This is a genomic window from Methylocystis sp., assembly GCF_051062815.1.
In the GTDB taxonomy this organism is placed as follows: Bacteria; Pseudomonadota; Alphaproteobacteria; order Rhizobiales; family Beijerinckiaceae; genus Methylocystis.
On record NZ_JBPFDU010000065.1, the window covers coordinates 1 to 17,552 of the forward strand.

General features: G+C 60.7%; 31 protein-coding genes. 11 read left to right on the forward strand and 20 right to left on the reverse strand.

The window, feature by feature from the left end:
• A partial coding sequence (locus ACR65W_RS10415) for an AAA family ATPase (protein ID WP_434502175.1) occupies positions 1 to 171 on the reverse strand: 171 nt, incomplete at its 3' end.
• 376 nt (positions 172 to 547) lie between these two features.
• On the opposite strand from ACR65W_RS10415, the gene ACR65W_RS10420 reads away from it, so the two are divergent.
• The 3 genes from ACR65W_RS10420 (at position 548) to ACR65W_RS10430 (ending at position 1,939) form a co-directional block, all read left to right on the forward strand.
• On the forward strand, positions 548 to 979 hold the full coding sequence (locus ACR65W_RS10420; RefSeq protein ID WP_434501318.1) for a response regulator: 432 nt from the start codon (positions 548 to 550) through the stop codon (positions 977 to 979).
• A gap of 73 nt (positions 980 to 1,052) precedes the next feature.
• Positions 1,053 to 1,502, forward strand: coding sequence for an ankyrin repeat domain-containing protein (locus tag ACR65W_RS10425; RefSeq protein WP_434501320.1), 450 nt, complete (start codon positions 1,053 to 1,055; stop codon positions 1,500 to 1,502).
• Positions 1,499 to 1,939: a SufE family protein gene (locus ACR65W_RS10430; protein WP_434501317.1), complete on the forward strand. Its 441-nt coding sequence runs from the start codon at positions 1,499 to 1,501 to the stop codon at positions 1,937 to 1,939. Before ACR65W_RS10425 ends, ACR65W_RS10430 begins: the two co-directional genes overlap by 4 nt.
• A gap of 14 nt (positions 1,940 to 1,953) precedes the next feature.
• Here the strand turns inward: ACR65W_RS10430 and ACR65W_RS10435 are convergent, their stop codons facing one another.
• Complete coding sequence (locus ACR65W_RS10435; protein ID WP_434501316.1) at positions 1,954 to 2,304, reverse strand: (2Fe-2S) ferredoxin domain-containing protein; 351 nt, start codon at positions 2,302 to 2,304, stop codon at positions 1,954 to 1,956.
• A 225-nt stretch (positions 2,305 to 2,529) separates the two neighbouring features.
• On the opposite strand from ACR65W_RS10435, the gene ACR65W_RS10440 reads away from it, so the two are divergent.
• Positions 2,530 to 2,898, forward strand: coding sequence for an SUF system Fe-S cluster assembly protein (locus ACR65W_RS10440; RefSeq protein ID WP_124740198.1), 369 nt, complete (start codon positions 2,530 to 2,532; stop codon positions 2,896 to 2,898).
• A 140-nt stretch (positions 2,899 to 3,038) separates the two neighbouring features.
• Positions 3,039 to 3,752: a dienelactone hydrolase family protein gene (locus ACR65W_RS10445; protein WP_434501315.1), complete on the forward strand. Its 714-nt coding sequence runs from the start codon at positions 3,039 to 3,041 to the stop codon at positions 3,750 to 3,752.
• Positions 3,753 to 4,113: 361 nt separating this feature from the next.
• Here the strand turns inward: ACR65W_RS10445 and ACR65W_RS10450 are convergent, their stop codons facing one another.
• Positions 4,114 to 4,542: a Rieske (2Fe-2S) protein gene (locus ACR65W_RS10450; RefSeq protein WP_434501314.1), complete on the reverse strand. Its 429-nt coding sequence runs from the start codon at positions 4,540 to 4,542 to the stop codon at positions 4,114 to 4,116.
• 162 nt (positions 4,543 to 4,704) lie between these two features.
• Between ACR65W_RS10450 and ACR65W_RS10455 the strand changes: the two genes are divergently transcribed.
• Positions 4,705 to 5,028, forward strand: a complete 324-nt coding sequence (locus ACR65W_RS10455; protein ID WP_424374938.1) for a hypothetical protein — start codon at positions 4,705 to 4,707, stop codon at positions 5,026 to 5,028.
• 44 nt (positions 5,029 to 5,072) lie between these two features.
• On the opposite strand, the gene ACR65W_RS10460 is transcribed toward ACR65W_RS10455, so the two are convergent.
• The gene (locus tag ACR65W_RS10460; RefSeq protein WP_434501313.1) at positions 5,073 to 5,555 is read right to left on the reverse strand and encodes a hypothetical protein; all 483 of its coding nucleotides are present in this window, start codon (positions 5,553 to 5,555) and stop codon (positions 5,073 to 5,075) included.
• 150 nt (positions 5,556 to 5,705) lie between these two features.
• Here ACR65W_RS10460 and ACR65W_RS10465 point away from each other — a divergent pair, with 150 nt between their 5' ends.
• Both ACR65W_RS10465 and ACR65W_RS10470 read left to right on the forward strand, forming a co-directional pair.
• Positions 5,706 to 5,948, forward strand: coding sequence for a hypothetical protein (locus ACR65W_RS10465; protein WP_014892134.1), 243 nt, complete (start codon positions 5,706 to 5,708; stop codon positions 5,946 to 5,948).
• 24 nt (positions 5,949 to 5,972) lie between these two features.
• A complete protein-coding gene (locus ACR65W_RS10470) occupies positions 5,973 to 6,239 on the forward strand; it encodes a hypothetical protein (protein WP_434501312.1) in 267 nt (88 codons plus the stop codon).
• 33 nt (positions 6,240 to 6,272) lie between these two features.
• Here ACR65W_RS10470 and ACR65W_RS10475 read toward each other — a convergent pair whose 3' ends face one another.
• The gene (locus ACR65W_RS10475; RefSeq protein ID WP_434502642.1) at positions 6,273 to 6,458 is read right to left on the reverse strand and encodes a hypothetical protein; all 186 of its coding nucleotides are present in this window, start codon (positions 6,456 to 6,458) and stop codon (positions 6,273 to 6,275) included.
• A gap of 17 nt (positions 6,459 to 6,475) precedes the next feature.
• Positions 6,476 to 6,916: a Rieske (2Fe-2S) protein gene (locus ACR65W_RS10480; RefSeq protein ID WP_434501311.1), complete on the reverse strand. Its 441-nt coding sequence runs from the start codon at positions 6,914 to 6,916 to the stop codon at positions 6,476 to 6,478.
• Between the two features lie 213 nt (positions 6,917 to 7,129).
• Here ACR65W_RS10480 and ACR65W_RS10485 point away from each other — a divergent pair, with 213 nt between their 5' ends.
• Positions 7,130 to 7,405 (forward strand): aldehyde dehydrogenase, encoded by a 276-nt coding sequence (locus ACR65W_RS10485; RefSeq protein ID WP_434501310.1) that lies wholly within the window; start codon positions 7,130 to 7,132, stop codon positions 7,403 to 7,405.
• A 66-nt stretch (positions 7,406 to 7,471) separates the two neighbouring features.
• Here the strand turns inward: ACR65W_RS10485 and ACR65W_RS10490 are convergent, their stop codons facing one another.
• The 12 genes from ACR65W_RS10490 to ACR65W_RS10545 form a co-directional block, all read right to left on the reverse strand.
• Complete coding sequence (locus tag ACR65W_RS10490; RefSeq protein ID WP_123174921.1) at positions 7,472 to 7,702, reverse strand: hypothetical protein; 231 nt, start codon at positions 7,700 to 7,702, stop codon at positions 7,472 to 7,474.
• 14 nt (positions 7,703 to 7,716) lie between these two features.
• Positions 7,717 to 8,025 (reverse strand): 2Fe-2S iron-sulfur cluster-binding protein, encoded by a 309-nt coding sequence (locus ACR65W_RS10495; RefSeq protein ID WP_109024514.1) that lies wholly within the window; start codon positions 8,023 to 8,025, stop codon positions 7,717 to 7,719.
• Between the two features lie 29 nt (positions 8,026 to 8,054).
• A complete protein-coding gene (locus tag ACR65W_RS10500; RefSeq protein WP_434501309.1) occupies positions 8,055 to 9,266 on the reverse strand; it encodes a DegT/DnrJ/EryC1/StrS family aminotransferase in 1,212 nt (403 codons plus the stop codon).
• Positions 9,263 to 9,526, reverse strand: a complete 264-nt coding sequence (locus ACR65W_RS10505; RefSeq protein ID WP_196394311.1) for a hypothetical protein — start codon at positions 9,524 to 9,526, stop codon at positions 9,263 to 9,265. The genes ACR65W_RS10500 and ACR65W_RS10505 overlap by 4 nt, the downstream gene beginning before the upstream one ends.
• Positions 9,527 to 9,551: 25 nt before the next feature.
• Positions 9,552 to 9,908, reverse strand: coding sequence for a DUF3024 domain-containing protein (locus ACR65W_RS10510; protein WP_196394310.1), 357 nt, complete (start codon positions 9,906 to 9,908; stop codon positions 9,552 to 9,554).
• Positions 9,909 to 9,925: 17 nt separating this feature from the next.
• Positions 9,926 to 10,165: a nitrogen fixation protein NifZ gene (locus ACR65W_RS10515; RefSeq protein WP_434501308.1), complete on the reverse strand. Its 240-nt coding sequence runs from the start codon at positions 10,163 to 10,165 to the stop codon at positions 9,926 to 9,928.
• Between the two features lie 11 nt (positions 10,166 to 10,176).
• Positions 10,177 to 10,479: a nitrogen fixation protein NifZ gene (locus ACR65W_RS10520; RefSeq protein WP_434501307.1), complete on the reverse strand. Its 303-nt coding sequence runs from the start codon at positions 10,477 to 10,479 to the stop codon at positions 10,177 to 10,179.
• A 402-nt stretch (positions 10,480 to 10,881) separates the two neighbouring features.
• Positions 10,882 to 11,745 (reverse strand): SIR2 family NAD-dependent protein deacylase, encoded by an 864-nt coding sequence (locus tag ACR65W_RS10525; protein WP_434501306.1) that lies wholly within the window; start codon positions 11,743 to 11,745, stop codon positions 10,882 to 10,884.
• 4 nt (positions 11,746 to 11,749) lie between these two features.
• Positions 11,750 to 11,965, reverse strand: a complete 216-nt coding sequence (nifT, locus tag ACR65W_RS10530; RefSeq protein WP_018406774.1) for a putative nitrogen fixation protein NifT — start codon at positions 11,963 to 11,965, stop codon at positions 11,750 to 11,752.
• 36 nt (positions 11,966 to 12,001) lie between these two features.
• Positions 12,002 to 13,189: a cysteine desulfurase NifS gene (gene nifS / locus ACR65W_RS10535; RefSeq protein ID WP_434501305.1), complete on the reverse strand. Its 1,188-nt coding sequence runs from the start codon at positions 13,187 to 13,189 to the stop codon at positions 12,002 to 12,004.
• A gap of 12 nt (positions 13,190 to 13,201) precedes the next feature.
• The gene (locus ACR65W_RS10540; RefSeq protein WP_434501304.1) at positions 13,202 to 13,498 is read right to left on the reverse strand and encodes a NifU family protein; all 297 of its coding nucleotides are present in this window, start codon (positions 13,496 to 13,498) and stop codon (positions 13,202 to 13,204) included.
• A gap of 64 nt (positions 13,499 to 13,562) precedes the next feature.
• A complete protein-coding gene (locus ACR65W_RS10545) occupies positions 13,563 to 13,883 on the reverse strand; it encodes an iron-sulfur cluster assembly accessory protein (protein ID WP_014892118.1) in 321 nt (106 codons plus the stop codon).
• Positions 13,884 to 14,149: 266 nt separating this feature from the next.
• On the opposite strand from ACR65W_RS10545, the gene ACR65W_RS10550 reads away from it, so the two are divergent.
• On the forward strand, positions 14,150 to 14,740 hold the full coding sequence (locus ACR65W_RS10550) for a hypothetical protein (RefSeq protein WP_434496866.1): 591 nt from the start codon (positions 14,150 to 14,152) through the stop codon (positions 14,738 to 14,740).
• Between the two features lie 128 nt (positions 14,741 to 14,868).
• On the opposite strand, the gene ACR65W_RS10555 is transcribed toward ACR65W_RS10550, so the two are convergent.
• Both ACR65W_RS10555 and ACR65W_RS10560 read right to left on the reverse strand, forming a co-directional pair.
• A complete protein-coding gene (locus ACR65W_RS10555) occupies positions 14,869 to 15,315 on the reverse strand; it encodes a Rieske (2Fe-2S) protein (protein WP_434501303.1) in 447 nt (148 codons plus the stop codon).
• On the reverse strand, positions 15,312 to 16,916 hold the full coding sequence (locus ACR65W_RS10560; RefSeq protein WP_434501302.1) for a flavin monoamine oxidase family protein: 1,605 nt from the start codon (positions 16,914 to 16,916) through the stop codon (positions 15,312 to 15,314). The genes ACR65W_RS10555 and ACR65W_RS10560 overlap by 4 nt, the downstream gene beginning before the upstream one ends.
• Positions 16,917 to 17,060: 144 nt before the next feature.
• Between ACR65W_RS10560 and ACR65W_RS10565 the strand changes: the two genes are divergently transcribed.
• Positions 17,061 to 17,516: a hypothetical protein gene (locus ACR65W_RS10565; protein ID WP_434501301.1), complete on the forward strand. Its 456-nt coding sequence runs from the start codon at positions 17,061 to 17,063 to the stop codon at positions 17,514 to 17,516.
• Positions 17,517 to 17,552 lie beyond the last annotated feature (36 nt).

The window sequence follows — 17,552 nt, forward strand, 5'->3', positions numbered from 1 at the left end:
GTCCTGCGCCTTGGCGTGCAGGATGAGGCGCGTCGAGTCCGCCTTCGGATCGCAGCCCACGATCAAAATGCGATGACCCATCTCGGCCAGAGCGGCCAGCGTGTTCTGGGACGTCGTCGACTTGCCGATGCCCCCTTTGCCATAAAATGCGATTTGCCGTAGTGACGACATGTCTGTCTCCTCTTGAGCCCTTCGACAGCTACCCAGAGATACTGGGCAGTTCCTATGCATCAGAAACTGGTCGCGGGTTAAGGGAAGGAACACATCGCTCGGCGTAACGTAGGCGTGCGTTCAGCCCTCACTCGCATTCGACAGGTAGCAACGGCCGTGCCAGTGCGGCATTAGTGGCTAGTTCATTATTTTATAATGATTTGATCAATCGATGAGCGCATCCCACTTCGGCTGTTTTTGTGAAGGAAGCCGACAGTCGCGACATTTGTTGTGAACAGAACATCGCACCCCGCTCGTTGCTCCGCGACATTTGGAACAGAGCTTGCTTCTTATCTTCTGCACGGCATTTGGCGGCGTATCATCGAAAGGAGCAGGAATGCAGATTGGCGTCGAAACCGCGAAGGCGGTCGATCAACGGCGGGTGTTCGTCCTCGACGAAGACGAGATCGTGCGCGCCGCGCTTCAGTTCATGCTGCATGACGAGATCGAAACCCACGAAGTCGCCAGCATCCAGGAAGCCTATGATAAGGGCGTCGGCTGGCTGAAGCCGGACGTCATTCTGCTCGGCGCTTCTTTTCTAAGGAGCAGTGGCGTCTCGCTCCTTACGGAGTTGACGGAGCGCTTCGCCGGCGTTCGCATACTGATCGTCTGCGATAAGGCGGACGAGCCGCTCGCGGTCGACGCCATGAAACGTGGCGCGCATGGCATATTGGTGAAACCGCTGAAGATCGAGAATGTACGGCAGAAGGTTGATACGGTTCTCGGGCGTGGCGGCGCCAAGCCGCTCGTGCAATTAGGGCTGCTTTAGTCAATACGCCGACGTCTCGTCGGCGCTGCGATGGAGTGACGGCATTACCCCACAGTTGACGCAATGGTTGAAGATGCAAGGCTTTCCGGCGGAAGTGAACGCCGTCGGGGCCGACGGCATCTCGCCGCTTCTTCGAGCTGCAGCCGAGGCGAACGTCCCGGTGCTACGCGAAATCATCGCAAAGGGCGGGGATCTCCACGCCGTGACGCGTGATGGCAACAATGCGGTTTGGTTGGCGTGCAAGCAAGACGGCGTGGAGGCCATCGAGTTGCTCTCCGCCGCCGGGGCCAATGTCCACCATTGCAATCCCGACGGCTCGACGGCGCTGATCTATGCGGCGTCGGCGGGCAAGACCGCGGTCGTAACGCTCTTGCTGGCGCTTGGGGCAGATCCCCTGGAAGAGAACGTCGACGGATTTTCGGCGCTTGATCTCGCGGCGAACATCGAATGCCTGCAAGTATTGCGCGTCGCGTCTCGCCAGCGCCGCGATCGGCTCAAAGCTGAAGGAATGGTCGAAACATGACGACGATCGACGACATCATCGAAAACTTCTCGCTGCTCGACGATTGGGAAGACCGCTACCGCTATGTCATCGAACTTGGCAAAATGCTCGAGCCACTTCCCGATGCGTTGAAGAACGATCGGAATAAAGTCTCCGGCTGCGCCAGCCAGGTCTGGCTGGCGACGACGATTTCCGACGTGACCGGCGGCGAACCGGCGTTGATGATCCGCGGCGACAGCGACGCGCATATCGTGCGCGGCCTCGTTGCAATCTTGCTGGCGCTCTGCTCCGGCAAGACCGGCGCGGAAATCCTGAAGGCGGATCCTGTCGCCTTGTTCGAGCGTCTTGGCCTACGCGAACATTTGACGCCGCAACGCTCCAACGGCTTCAAGTCGATGGTGGGACGCATCCACGCGGAGGCGCGCGAGTTGCTCGCGGCCTCCAGCGCAATGTCTTGAATACTCGGAAGCGCTCAGCGCGACAAAATCATCACCAAGCGGTCGACGCGCTTGCCGCCCTTGAGATGCGAGTCGTAAATTTCGTCAATGTCTTCCGCCGTCGTCGGCCGATACCAGACGCCTTCGGGATACACCACCATCAGGGGCCCCGCTGAGCAAAACCCCATGCACCCCGCGGAGGTGAAGCCAATTTCGCCGCCGCCATCCGCTTCGACGCGCTTGCCGAGCCGCTCCCAAAGCGGCTGCGCGCCGAGCGAGCCGCAGCTGCCGCGCGGATGGTTCGGCGGCCGCTGCGTGAAACACGCAAAGACATGTCGCTTATAAAGTTGAGGCAGCTCAAATTCTTCTTCAGGCGCTTCCGACATACTGTACCTAGCCTTTGTGAGGATTGTAACACGGCGCTCTGTGCGAAATACGCTTCGTAAACGAAGGCGCTCAACCATGACGCCGCGGACCGTGGACGTGGAATGATTGCAAATTTCAGTCCAGCCTCAGCAAAGCTGACTGGCGCCTTACTTGCTGGTTTGAACTGAGCAGTCGCGAACGCGGCTCGCGTCACGCAGGATACTCAGATGGAACCACGAAGCGACATGACACAGCTTTCCGAGCCGAACAGTCGCGTCGGACGCAGCGATTCTTCGCCCGAGGCGCAGGCGCTTTATGAAGAAGTCGTCCTTGCGCTGCGGACCGTGTTCGACCCGGAAATTCCGGTGAACATATATGATCTGGGACTGATCTATCGCATCGACGTTATCGATCGACGCGACATCGACATTGACATGACGCTGACGGCGCCAGGCTGCCCCGTCGCCGGCGAAATGGTCGGAATGACGAAGAAGGCTGTTGATGCAGTCGATGGAGTCGCGAGCGTAAAAATCAATCTCGTGTTCGATCCGCCGTGGCATCAGAGCATGATGAGCGACGAAGCGAAGCTGGAATTGGGATTTTTCGACTCCTGAGCGAGAGTCGCTTGGCGAAACGTCGAACGATGCGTCGCGTCATGCAGGCATGATATTCGCAATGGGATGTGCAGGCGTGACATGATTCCGCCGTCTCTCGTTCGAGAGCTTCCGTCACTTTGCTGCACATCGAGGCCGTCATGATCGAACTCACTTCCGGAGATGGGCGCAGTTTTTCCGCCTATCGAGCCGAACCCACTGAGGCTCCCAAAGGCGCCGTCGTGGTGCTGCCGGACGTCTACGGCGTCACGCCACATCTGCAAAAGGAAGTCGAAGGCTTCGCTGCTGAGGGCTATGTCGCAATCGCGCCAGCGCTCGCGACTCAGGAGGGTGAGAGCGACGGCCCTTCCGTGACGACCGCCTTGCAAGATATTCAAGCCACTGTCGACGCCGTGAAGGGCGTCGGCAAGGTGGCGATCGTCGGCTATGATTGGGGCGGCTATCTCGCCTATGTTTCGGCCAATAGTCTCAGCGACGTCGCCTGTGCGATCAGCTATTATCCGGCCGGAATTTCAGAGGAGCGCTGGGTGAAGCGCAAAATTCCGACGCTGCTGCACCTCCCCGAGAATGATCCGTCGTTGCCGATGGAAGAAATCGTCCAATTTCGCGCCCAGCGACCCGACGTAAGCGCCTTCTCCTATCCCGAGGTGCGCAACGGTTTCAATTTCGACGCCGCGGAGAGTTTCAATGAAGCCGCCGCGCAATCGGCGCGCGAGCGCACTTTGTTTTGGATCTCGCAGTATGTCGAGGGTCAGAAGCCGATCGCGCTGAAGAACTCGGGCTCCTATGCGCAGGCCAAGGTCGACAAGAAAAAGAAGAAGAGCGGCGACGACATGGGTCCGCCCGACGCGTGAGAACGCGCTTCGCCGCAAGCGCCTTGGCGCATGCGGCGCCGTCGTCCAACGAACGCACCGACGGCAATTGCGGGCGGTCGCCGGGGAGGAGACGAGAGGGTTTTTTAGATTCGGGCTATTGAGCGCGATCCGACAATCCCACCGGCACAGCGAGCGCAGATAAGCCTCGCACGCAATCGCCGAACTCCATGTCTCCGGCCGACGTCCCTTTGATTCCGAGGTTGCGACGAAGGGTTCGTTGTTGCGCGGTTGGTTTGAAACCTCGCGCAACGTCGGCGCACTGTCGTCGATGTGATGCAGGAAGGCGGCGCGCTTCTCCAATGCTCCGCCCAGAAGCATGATCTACGCTGGCCGTTTTCCGTCAGTCAGACGTGATCATGACTTCGGGAGCCTCGTCCGGCTCTTCGAGACCGAGCCCGTCCTCCTCGGCGAGCTCCACGCCGGTGAGGCAAACATCGCCGTCGTCAATCACGATTTGAATGGATTGCAACTTCTTGCCTTGGCAGGGACCGATGAAGCAGTGTCCCGTGTCGAGATCGAACTGCGCCTGGTGTTGGCCGCAGGTGAGGAAATTCCCTTCTACGTCGAGAAAATGCCCAGGCTCCGAGTCGAGACGCTCGCCCTTATGCGGACAGGCATTCTCGAAACCGTAGAAATTATTGCCTTTGCGCGTGATCAGGATCGGCCAGGGCTTTGGCGCGCCGGTCTCCTCGATCCGCATCAGAATGAAGCCGGTGGCGTCGCCGTCCTCGATCTCGCCCGTCTGACAAATCGCATAGAGTTCGTTCATCCGCCGGCTCCTCCTTTGGCGCGCGCTTTGCAAAACCACGCTGTCTCAGCGACGCGCCCTACCCGTGCAATTGACGAGCCATGCCTTGCGCGCTGTGATGCAAGGATTGAAGCCCATCAGAACTTCTGGCCAAAAAGATCAGGCCAACAAGGAGCGACGATCATGAGCGTCATCGAACATGATTTCGGCTTGTCGAACCGCCTCACCGAGCGGCGCTTCGGAAAGTTACTGGAACTCGACGCGCTGCATGAGGCGAATATTCGCGCCAATCCGCTGCCCTATCTCGAACGCGCCAGCGAGCGCATCTTCCGCCTGCAAGCCGCCATGTTCGAGGCGATCCAGGCCGCCAAGCCGCCAACGCCCGGCCCGGCGTCGGATGCGGAGAATGTCCTGGTCGACAAGGCGGAGTATCAGCGTCTGAAGACCTGTGTCGCCTTGCTGGAAAAAGCCTACGCCGATTATGGAGCGCAAGACGAGAGCGCCTAGAGCGCGGCGCGAGACCCGCCCGCTCCACGCTTTGGAAGCGATGTTCAGGCGGCTTTGGCTTCCGCCACCGGCTCCCATTTATAGAGTTCTGCGCCCTCTTCCGTCTTCGTCAAGGAGAAGCCGCAGCCTTTGAGTTCCGCGGCCAGCCCCTGCGCGTCGCCGGCTTTCACTTCGACATAGACCGGCGCATTGCGCTTCAATATCGCGTCGATCAGCACTTTGAATGCGCCGTTCTCGCGATGGCTGGCGGACACCGCCGCCAGCGAGACGTTGATCGTTTCAGTGTTGCGCAGACCCCAATCGAGTTCGTCGCGACGCGCCAACAACGCGCCGACGACATTGCGCTTCGCATCGAGAATAACCGGCGAGAATTCCGCCGTGCAGCACTTCATGATTTCCGTCAGCGCTCGCTCTTGATCGCTTTCGCTTTCAATCGAACACGGAATGTCGGCGGCCGTTTGCCGCATCAAGGCCCATAGGTCTCTCATGTCTTCAAGCGACGCATTTCTATGCGCGAGGTCAGCCACCTGCTTCTCCTTCGATTGTGCGCTTGGGATGCTTTGCGCGCGAACGTTCCTTCAGCAAGCAAGTCTCGTTCCCTGCTGCAACGCCGAAGACCTTGGCAAGAAACTTGCTGCCCTCCGGCGCGAGGATCAAACATCAATGCGAGAGGGAACATGGCTGTCGAAGGCTTTTTCATCGACTGGGACGGCAATGCGCGCAGCACGAGCGATCCGGGCGGCGGCTATTTATGCGAAGCCGATACTGTGGCGCGCTATGTGGCGATCATGACCAAGAGCGGCGCGCTCATGCATGAAGGCACCTATTACAAAACCCTCGCCGACATTGAAAAGGCGGGAATCAAGGCCTCGCTCGTTCCCGGCTCACACCCCTGGGGAAGCAAGGCGGAAGGCTTTTGATCCATCGCTACGGGAGCTGCGCTCATGCTGCCGACGACCATTCTGATCGATGAAGACCCGCGCTGCGTTGTGCGCCCTATCGACACGAAGGACCTCAATCGATTCTTGCGCAACGGTAAGGCGTTTCTTCTCGCCGAAAAGCCGGCTGGGAAAGTGACCCATCGCGCCGCGACGGAAGCCGAGCAAATCCGGTGGCGCGAAGCTTTCGCGCTGCATAAGGCTTGGGGAGGCGACGACGAGGCTTTCTTCGGTATACCGCTGCACGGAGAAACTTCAGCGAATCCCGAGTGAAGGCTCAGGCGACAGCCGGCGGCAGGCGAACCTTCATTCGTCGAGACTCGGCGCGAGGATGACTTCCGCCGGCGCGCCTGGCCCCTGGCCCTCGACGAAATCCAATCCGCTGACGCGAGAAAGTCCGCCGTCGCTGTCGATCAGCACCACGGCCTCCTGCGGCAATTCCGCCAATTTCATGATCAATTCAGCCACGGTCATCAGGCGCCTTTCATACATGCCATCCGCTGCGCGACTCAGCCTGGATGGATCATGATCTCCATCGTTTCGTCCAGATCGTCGTCGTCGGATATTTCTTCTTCGGCGAGTTTGACGCCGCACAGGCACACGTCGCCATCCATCACGACGAGCGCGACGGGCTCGATCATTTTATCCACGCACGGCCCCTTAACGCACACGCCCGTCTCCAAGTCGAATTCGGCCTTGTGCCTGCCACAACGCAACCTCTGACCATCCTCGCTAAAGAATCTGCCGTCGCCGATGTTGAGCCAGGAGCCCTGGTGCGGGCAGATGTTCACATAGCCGACGCATTGATCGTTTTCGGTCCGAACGACGAAAATCGAAAAGGGGCGCGTTTCTCCTTCATCCGTGACGCGCGACAGGCTGAAGGGCGCCGCTTGGCCGCGCTCCAGACTGTCGAGCGCGCAAATGACATAGAGACTCACATCGCCCTGCATGCCAAAATCCCCGTCGTCGTCTATCCGCTTCCGCGTAGGCGCATCGCGCGCGAGAGCGGAATTTTCGGCGCGCGACAATGTCTGATAGACAACATGCTTCCTCGCGCAGCGTCCCGGGCGTGAACAAGCATTATTCTTGCCGAACCCTGCGCCAAGCGCGATTATTGCTTCGTCGTATGTATCGATGGCTATCAGCGGAGGCGAAAAGTGGTCATGCTGCAGGTTGACGAACGCAATCAAGATGATCTTTCGCGCCTCGCCGGCTGCTATCTCTACGCCGGGACGCAGATCAGCGTCGAAGACGGCATCGTGCATCGCGAAGACGGCCCCGCGGTGATTTTTCCCGATGGCGTGGTGCGCTGGTATTTGCGCGGCAAGGAAGTCAGCCGCGCCGTCAATTCGCTTTTTTACGACAATAAATGGCCCATTGCGAAGGGACTCGATACGGCCGAAAAGCGCGCGCGCTTCGCCGAAACCTTCCTGAGCTGAAACCAAGCTTCCCTTCCGCAATACGTCTCGCGGAAGGGAGACTTTTACGCGACGCGACGGGCCGGATCAGGCCGCCGCATTGTTGGCGGCGATCCCGGCGCGCAGCTCCTCAAGCTTGTCGCGTGTAATGCGGAACACGCCACGACCGCCCGAAAGCCCCTGATAGGCGTCGGGCGCGCTGAGACTGACCCAGTCAAACCAGGCCTGCGCGGAATTCGGCGCCGGCCGTTCGCTGATTTCCGCGACGCTGCCGTCGGGCGCAAAGCGAACATGAAGCATGACGATGTCGGAAGACATTTCTCCCTCCTCCCTTATAAGCCCGACGCGAAACCGAGCAGTTCGACCTTGACGTTTTCCGTGCCGAGGATCTTCGCCTGGCAGGCCAGGCGCGACTTCGAGCCGATGCCGACGATGGTGTCGAGCCTTTCGTTCTCTTCGCGCGCGATCTTCGAAATGCCCTTGCGGCCTTCATGCACGTAGATGTGACAGGAGCCGCACTGCGCTTTTCCTTCGCATTTGTGATTGATCTCCTCGCCGCTCGACATGATGATCTGCAGCAAGGTCGCGCCCTCGGCGGCGTCCACCGTCTTTCCGGAGGGCATGATGGTTACGGTCGGCATTTCTATACTCCTGGTTGGGATTTAGACGATTAGTAAATGGCGGCGCCGGCGCCGACATTGATCGACGCTTCCTTCATCGTCTGCACGATGAATGCGATTTGGCGCTCTTGCAGATGGACGTGGAAAGGCATCGCGACGGCGCGGTCCGAAACCTTTTCGGCGACGAGAAAACTGCCGCGACGATAGCCGTAATCGAAATAGCGCCGCTGCGTATGCAAGGGATTGCTGTAGGCCGCGGCTTCCACCTTTTCGACGAGCAGATCCTCGACGATCGAGTCCCGGCTGGATTTGCTGAAGCGCGTGCCGAGGTGAACGACGTAAAGGAACCAGTGCACCTCGTCGACCTCTGGCCCGATGAAGGGATCCTTGATGCCTTCGAAGGATTTGACGTGCTTGAAGTAGTAGTGCTCGATGAGCTTGCGCTTCTCGAGGATTTCTTCGAGCCTTCGCAGCTGCGCCATGCCCAGCGCCGCGCTCATGTCGCTCATCGCCGCCTGATAGGGCGCGCTGGAACCCACCACGACCGACGCTCGCTCGCTCGGTCTATGCGCGCGAAAGCGCCGCATCGCCACGGCGACGTCGATGTCGTCGGTGACCACCATCCCGCCTTCGCCGCAGACCAGCGGCCCCGGCTGCGAGAAATCGAACACCGACGCGTCTCCGAACGTGCCGACGAGCGCGCCCTTGTATTTGGAGCCGATGGCTTCGGTGGAGTCTTCGAGCAGCACGAGCCGATGCTTGGTTGCGATGTCGCGCAGCTCCGCCCATTGCGCCGGATGGCCGTTGGTGTTGCTCGCCACGATCGCACGCGTTTTGTCGGTGATCAGCGCCTCGATCTTTCCGCTCGCGATGACGCCGGACCAATAGTCGATGTCGGCGAAAACCGGCTTGGCGCCGGCAAGCGCGATCGCATGCACGGTTTCGCGGAAGGAATGCGGAGAGGCGATCACTTCATCGCCCGGACCGATCTCGTAGGCGGCGAGCGCGAGCAATAGCCCCATCGTGCCGCTTGGCGCGGCCACGGCGTATTTGCGCCCGAGATAGGCGGCGAAGGCGGCTTCGAAAGCCTCCATCACCGGGCCGCTGGACAAGCGGCTGGAACGCAGCACCGCCTCGACCGCGGCAATGTCGTCGAGGGTGATGTCGGGGTCGGAAAGCGGAATGAGATCGCCGCCCAACGCCTCGGCCGGCGCAGACGGCTTTGCTTGGAATGTATCGTCGACTTCGGCCCGCGCATTCATCGCAAACTCCCCCGGAAGGCGACGATAACGCCCGTGGCGCGCGCCGGATCGTCGGTAACCGTCACGCAATGATCGGCGCCGTCGAGCAAATGCACATCGCAGGACGTGAAGCTGCGGAAAGGCGTTTCGATCACGTCCGACACGTCGCAGCGCGTCCAGGAGAGATGAGAAAATTTAGCGCGCAGCTCCGAAAGCGCCGGCGTCGCCTCGGCCCCGAGCAGTTTCTCGATCTCCGTCAATTCCACATCGCTGATCGCCATGATCTATCCTCTGTCGAGATCGAACTCACTGCCAGAAGCGCCGCTCGGCGTCTTCCTTGAGATGGTCGAGCAACTCAGCAAGACGTGGAAACTCGCTGTCCAGCTCCCACACGCCGATTGCATGGTCCTTGCGAAGAAGGCGCCAATTGCCTTTGCGCTCGTCGAAGAGCACCAAGGCGATATCGATGACGCCGCCGTCCGGATCGACGTTCCGCGAACAACACGGGCTCTGAATGCGATAGCCGTTCGCAGTTTTCATCACGACTGGCGTGACATAGCGGTAGCGACGCCGTTGTTCCAAGGCGCGCACGATGCGCTTGTAGTCGAATTCATTCGGCTGAGCCGATGCGGCGCCACCGAGCGTCGTGACCGTCGATCGCATGCTCGCCGTCGCTCCTCTTACAGGGGCGCGATCTCTTCCTCGAGACAACCGACGACACGGCCGTCGGGAAATTCCACGAGATAGATCGGCGTGTTCGAATCGGTGTGCGATCCGACCTGCACGATTTCGCCCAAACCGCCATTGGCGACGAGCAGCGCCTCCGGTTGCTCGTCGGGATAACTCCCATCATTGACCAGATCGACGAGCGTCTTCACTCTCTGACCCCACTGATATTTCGGCAGTCGCGGTTCAAACACGTTCACACTCCTCAGGGCAGCGGCAAATCGACATCGTCGCGCGGATTAGCAGATTCGAGCTCCTTGCGCTTCATGCCGACCCGATTGCCGCTTTCGGTGAATTCAATCCCGTAGATATAGAATTGTTGGAGAAACGTGCCGATGCTCACGACGTAGCCTTCCTCGCCTTTCTTGGCGAGGACCTCGCCGATCTCCTTACCGGCGTATGTCCCGTCATTGCGGATCGTGCGCTTCGCCTTCACTTTCTCGCCGAAGGAAAAGACGGGCGGCGCAGTCAGTTCACAAGCTTCGCTGTCGCGAACGATGTTGCTCATCGCTGTCTTCTTCCGTGGTGCCGGCTTGCTATTTCACGCTGCTCACTCCGCCGGGATTCGGTCTGGTGATCGACCCAAAACCGGCGCTTTCGAACTGCGTGATGGAACCGCAAAGCGGCGTTTGTCGCTTTGCCGGAGAAGAGGCAACATGCGTGCCACGCAGCAGTGTGAAGAGGTCAACCGAAACGGCCTTGCGGGCCTGTACCTTTGCTGACAAGCGACACGTGGCATTCAAGAATGAATGTAAAATATGCAACATCCGTCGAAATTTGTTTGGCGCTCTTACGCTGAAGGCGCGACGGCAGTTTCGGCCATGCATCTTCCGCCGACGCGCGAATGAGCCAGCGCTTCGGCGGGCTCGCCCGCCGCCGCGCCCAGGCGTGAGAATAGGGTAACGATCCCTTAACGAATCAGGATCTCGCAAGCGCGATCGATGGGCAGCGCGATCGGTATGATCCCCTGGATCGTGAGGAACTTGAGCTCGTTTTTCGTCAGCGCGGCCGGATCGACGATGGCGTGATGCGTCGTCGTCGAGCGCTTCATGATCTGCCGCGCGTACGTGCGCAACAATTGATCGTGGAAGCGACAGCCGAGGAACAGGAAGCTGCGCTCGGACCGGCGATTCTTTACCGCTTCGGGCAAGGGCGTCTGAATGTCGATCTCTGTCAGCACCTCGACGTAATCCGCGTCGGAGATCAGAAAATTCTTGGCGGGCGCAATGCTGCCATGCGGCTTGTAGAGGACGGTCTTCCAGGCCTCGGCTTTTTCCTTGGTGGTTTCCGTTCCGTCGGCTTCGTAGAACCGGTACCAGCGGTCCTCGCCGATGCCGGCGCGGGTGATGCCCTGGATCTCTCCCCAGCCGCTGCGGCCTTCGAGCGCCGAACGCATCGTCGCGTCGTACCAGCTGTCAACGATCATCGGCAGCTGCAGCGACGCAAGGTAGGCATGCAGCGGCGTCGGCGCGATGCTGTCGGTGAAGGCCTGGGACATCAACGCCGACACGGTCGAGCGATGCTTCATGTTCTCGATGTGCTGCGCGCTTGCCCAGCAGTTGCCCTTGGCGCGTTTTGGCAGCGCAACCTTTGTCCCGAAAAACGCGGCGAGCGTCTCGGGCGTCATTGGCACCTCGGTTGGCGAGAGCTGCGTCAACCCAGGACCGATATAGGGAATAACGGCCCCCGTCTTCAGCTCAGCGGCGATTTTGCCGAGCACGTCTTCGGCTTTATCGCCTTCAAGGAGGACATAGCTGTCAAATGGCGCGTTCATCGCTTCACTCCCCTTCGCCGCGCTTGCGCGCATTGACCGTTATCGGAAGCGAAGTGCCGGCCGCCATTTCGGGAAGATCGAGAACCCAGCCGTTGGCGATCTTGATCCAGCCGCCCCACAAACTCTCGTGCTCGGTTTCAACGATCGGCTCTTCCAGGTCCTTTTTGGGAACGTAGATCGACAAGCCGGTCTCTGGCGAACGGCGGATCATGATCTTCATTACATTGACTCCTTTGGCGCGGTCATCGCGCCCGCGCTAGTTCGTGAGCAGCTGCGCGTCGGTATGGCGCGAGGCCCGCGCGATTTCCCTTAACTTGGCGACGATGCCGGGCAGCGTCTCCAGCACATCGTCGATCTCTTCAATCGTGTTTTCTCGCGACAGGGAGAAGCGTATCGCGCCATGCAACGCCTCTTCCGGCACGTTCATCGCGCGCAGCACATGCGACGGCTCGGTCGATCCCGCTGTGCAGGCCGAGCCGGTTGAGGCGGCGATGCCGGCGCGATCCAAATGGGTCAATATCGCTTCGCCCTCTATGTCGGAAAAGGCGATATTGGACGTGTTGACGAGCCGATTGTCGACGTCGCCGGAAACCTGACACTGGCCGATCCGCTGCGTCACGCCGGCTTCGAGCCTGTCACGCAAGGCCGCGATATGGACGGCGTCTTCTTGCAGGCGCAATCGCGCCAATTCGGCGGCGGCGCCCAGTCCGACGATCCCCGGCGCGTTCTCCGTTCCGCCGCGGCGGGCCCGTTCCTGATGGCCGCCGCGAAGGAACGGAGCGAATTTCGTTCCCTTACGCACATAGAGCGCGCCGATTCCCTTCGGGCCATGCAGCTTATGTCCGGAAAGCGAGAGGAAATCGATCTGCGTCGTTTTGAGATCAATCTGAATCTTGCCGACCGCCTGCACAGCGTCGGTGTGAAACAGAGCGCCAGCCTCATGCGCGAGACGCGCCAATTCTTCGACGGGAAACAGCGTGCCGGTTTCATTGTTCGCCCACATCGCCGAGACGATCGCGGTCTTCGGCCCCAGCGCGGCGCGAAAGGCGTCGAGATCGATGCGCCCGCGCGCGTCGACGCCAATGAGATGGACGGTGACGCCGCGAGTCTTTTGCAGATGTTCGACGAGCGACAGGATCGCGGGGTGCTCGACGGCGGTGGTCACGATCTCGTCGCGACCCTCGCGCGCCGCGAGCCCGGCCAAGATCGCCGCATTGTCGGATTCCGTACCGCCTGAGGTGAACACGATCTCGTGATCATGCGCCGCGCCGAGCAGCGCCTGCACGCTGCGCCGCGCCTCTCGAACCGCGCCCGAAACCTCGACGCCAAAGCCGTGTGATGAAGAGGCGTTGCCGAATTCCTCGCTGAAAAACGGCAGCATCTTCGCCACGACCTCAGGGTCGGTGCGCGTCGTCGCGTTATTGTCGAGATAGACGCGCCGCATCGACCCTCTCGCTCAAAGACGCGCCGCAGCACCCGGCACAGGCACGAGCCGCACGAACTCGCCGAGCTCTTCGATCAGCTTGGCCTGGATGCCCTCGAGCGTGGCGCTGCTCAACTTGCAGAGCACGCAGGCGCCGGTGAGTCGCACCATGATTTTGTTGCCGCAGATTTCGATGAGCTCACAGTCGCCGCCGTCGCGGCGCAGATTGGGGCGAATCTCGTCGATGACGGCGCGAATGACCTGCTCGCGCTCCGGCGACGGAGCCGCTTCGAGCTGGCCCGCCTCTTCGCTTTTCTGATCGTGCAGCATAGCTTCGTCCTCCGCAACGCAGTCCCGCGGACGCGCTCTCATGAATTGTGAAGTCGGGCCGAAATTATCCGAACGACTTGCCGCAGGAGCAGCTCGATTGCGCGTTCGGATTGTCGAAGGTGAAACCGGAGCCCTGCACCGCGACGACATAGTCGATGGTCGTGCCCGTCAGGAGTTCGTGGCTGGTGTTGTCAATGAACACCTTGACCCCGCTACGCTCAATCACCGTGTCGTCGGGACTGGCTTCGCGCACGAGACCCATTTTGTACTGATAGCCAGCACAGCCGCCGGCCTCCACCATGATCCTCAGCCCATCGACGGGATCGGCGGCGCTGGAAATAGCCGTCTGCACTGCATTTAGGGCGCTGTCGGTCAGGTTGATCATGTCGCTCTTCCAGTATCCAAATGCGGCTGCCTCACTCAAAGCAATTCACGTGCCGCGACAATCGCGCGCTAAACAGCCCGGGAGCCCCGGAATATCGGGCGGCTTTGTCATGTTTCGCACATTGCCAGCCGCGCCGTGTCGCTTCCGTCGCGCCAATCGCCCTATCGACGCTGCTAAACTGCGGCGAAGTTTTTGCATGAGGCGCGGCGTGACGAAGGATCCCCCGCGCGGATGCTGCGTTTGGATTGCAAAGCGGAGAACTGTCGATGACTCAAATTGAGAAGACTGCCCTTGCTCGGTTGGATCGGGAGGGCCGCCTGCTCAACGCAGTGCTTAAGGGGCCTACCGGCAAGCCGGGACGTTTCGGTTTTCGGGGCGACATCGCGCTCAAATTCCAGGCGCAGCTGGCCGACGAAAAGCGGCCGCCGGACTTTAGCATCGAGCAGGTGCTCACCTACGCGAACGAAGGCGAAGCGACGATCCCGATCCTCGCCGGCTATCTGCATAATTTCGCCTATCTCGAAGCGGCCCATGAAGTGATCGGCGATCTTCTCTCGCCCACTGGCGCTTACTTCATGTTCTGCAACAATATCGACCTGCTGGCGAAGTTCCGCGTCAAGCTCGGCGAGATCACTTACAATGTGCTGCCTTGCGACGAGTCGACGGTGTGGAAGGAGATGATGGATCTCGCCATGGTCGACAAGAACGACATCAAGAAGCTCGACACCGGCGGCAAGCTTGATGTTCTTCTCGACACTGCGCTGAAGTTCAACGACGCTTACGAAGTCATCGCTTATCAGCAGGGGGTCGAGCGCATGGAGCCGGTCAAGAACCGCAACGAAAACCGCCCGGTTTGATACGGTCTGAGCAGGCCGTATACTGGCTCTGATCGCCACTGTCCCTGCTCTCTAGAGCGCGCCGCAAAGAAGTGGAATCGGAGCGCGCTCTAGAGAGCGGTTCAATCGCGATGCGGATCACGCCCGCTTCATTCCCCTTCCTCGGCGTCTTCGTCGACATCTTCCGCCAGTTTGACGCCGACGACGCAGATGTCGTTGTCGACGACCACGAGATCGACCGGAACGAGGCCGCGTCCCTTGCACGGGCCCTCGATGCACATGCCGGTGCCAAGCTCGAACAGTGCCCCGTGCTTGCCGCACATCAAGCGGAGGCCGTAATTTGGCTCGAGGAACGTATTTCGCTCCCAGTCGAGATTGACGCCGTCGTGCGGGCATTTGTTCAGATAGCCGAACACTTGCTTGCCCCAGCGCACGACGACGATCGGGAACGGCTTCTCTTCGCCGTTGTCGTCGAGCCGCACGAGGTTGAAGCCGCGCGCCTTCTGGCTCGGAATGTCGCTCATCGCGCAAAACGCGTAGACGACAACGTCCGGCGCCGCCTCGTCCCGTTCGATCGTCGTACCCTGCTCGCTCATCGCGACATCTCCTGCTCCTGCGCTTCGCGCCGCTTCGCCAGCAACAGTCCATTCGCCGCGAGCGAAAATTCCCGCCAGGCCGCGGCAATGTCCTGCATGATGACCCGGGTGTAATCCTGAGACAATTTATGTTCGCCCGGGAAGTTGGAAAGGGCGCAGGACGTCTGGTTGAAGGCGACCACGTCGTCCATGATCGACTGCAGCAGATCGCCAAAAGGTTTTTGGATGCGCGGCGTCAGCGCCGTGCGGCCACGTTCGATCGCGACGTCGTCCATGTCGAAAGGAAGCGTCGCCAACAGGCTCAGCGCCTGTTGGAACACCTCTTCCATCGCCCCGAGCACGGCCACCTGCGTAAGATTGTCGCGCTCTTGCGACGCCAGGGCGCGGTTGAGCCGCCGGCGATAATTTTCGAAAACCTCATCGGCGCGCGCGTCCACCCAAGCGGAAAAACGCGCCAGACTCGCCTCGTTCGCCGGCATATCGTCGAAGAGGGCGTCGCCGGAGGTCGCCTTTTTCGCCTCGATGCCGGCCAAGACGCGCTCGATGCGTCTCGCGGCGTCCAAAGCGCCTTCCAGATAGCCGGCGTTGCGCGCCGCGGTTTCCGAGCCGCCCAGAAACAGCTTCTTATCCCACAGCGCCTGGCGCAACAGAGGATTCGCCACGTCGTGCGAACCGTCGCCGCCCTGCAGCGCGCGGTCGGCCGCGCTGCACGTTAGTCGCTCCTTCGCCCAATCCTGATAGTGAATGTGCAATGGTTCGACATTGCGGGCGAACACATTGCAGATTTGACTCTCAAGCAACACCGGCAGACCCACGCCGAAGGACTCGCGCAAGTCGGCGTTGAGGGCAAGAAAGCCGCCAAGCGCATGAAGACCCGCCGCCATGTCGCAGGCGTCGAAGATTTCGCCGATCACGGCTTGCTCATGCGTGACGAAGGCGGAGCCGGAGAGATTCTGCTCGCGCCAAAAGGCGTCGCGATATTCCATTGCAACCTTCGCCTGCGCCGCCATCCAGGTTTCGGCGCCAAGCATGGCTTGGTCCGTCGCCTCGTCCAAAGGCGGCGTGAAGCGAACGGTCTCGCGCAGCAAGCGCGGCGGCAGGGCGAGTACGACGCGGCGCGCCGCAATCTCCATGGGTTCTTCGCCGGTCTTGAATGCGAGCATCACATGGTCGCCGCAATCGCGCAGGCTCGCCAGCTCGTGACCAAGATGTATGCTGGCCGCCGGCAGTGCGCGGGCCAAAGCCTCCGCCAAGATCGCCATCCCACCATGCAGACGCCGCGCGTCGTCGTAAAGGCGCTTGTCTTCGATGCGTTCGGCGCTTTTTTCAGCCTCGCGTAAATGCAGCACGGCGCCTTCGTCATGCTGCGCGAAATCCGGCAGCGCGAGTTCTTTGACGAGTTGCGCGATCAGCGGCTGCGTCTTCGGCCAAAACCACGTCGGGCCGAGATCCAAGCCGCCGTCGCCGCGCCGCGCCGTGAGAATGCGTCCGCCAAGGCGATCGCGCGCCTCAAAGATCGCAACGTCTTGTCCGCGCAGGTGGAGCTTTCGCGCCAGCGCCAACCCGCATAAACCGCCGCCGATGATCGCCACGTCCAACATGTTGCGTCGTCCGCTCCCTGTTCGATGCAGGGAATAGCAATTACTGTGCAAGATTCTCGGCGACGCGCGAACGGCTGAGCTATCGGACGTCATGGCACGAAACTTGAACCTCCCGGCTGGAGTTGCACAGCTAAGGAGTCGAAGATGAATCTGGCCACCGAATTCGCCAACTGCACGCCGGACGAGTTGAAGGAATTGCTGAGCGGCGGCACGTTGACCGTCTACTCCGTCGCGCGTCCCGCGACGGCGAACATAGCGGTCGACCGCAGTGGCGTGCTGGCGGCCTTTACGTTCGCCTCGCCGGCGTTTGGTCCCTCCACCGACGGCGTTGAAACGCCCTTGTTCGTCGCCGAGTCCGTTCCGGCGTCCACGACCGGCACGCCCGGATTTGCGCGCGCCCGCAAGGCCGACGGCACGGTGGTCGCGGATTTTTCCGCCGGCAGCGGCGATCGTGAAATCAAATTCGCCGAGGTCTCCTGCTCGCCCGGCGCCCCGGTGAAGGTGGTCAAATTCACCATCAAGCAAGGCGACTGGCCAGAGCGGCCCGACTATTACGGCACGCGTCCGCGCTCCGGCTATCCGCTTCCCGTCGCCCCGTGACGCATGGCGACGCGCGACTATTGTGAACTTGCAGAC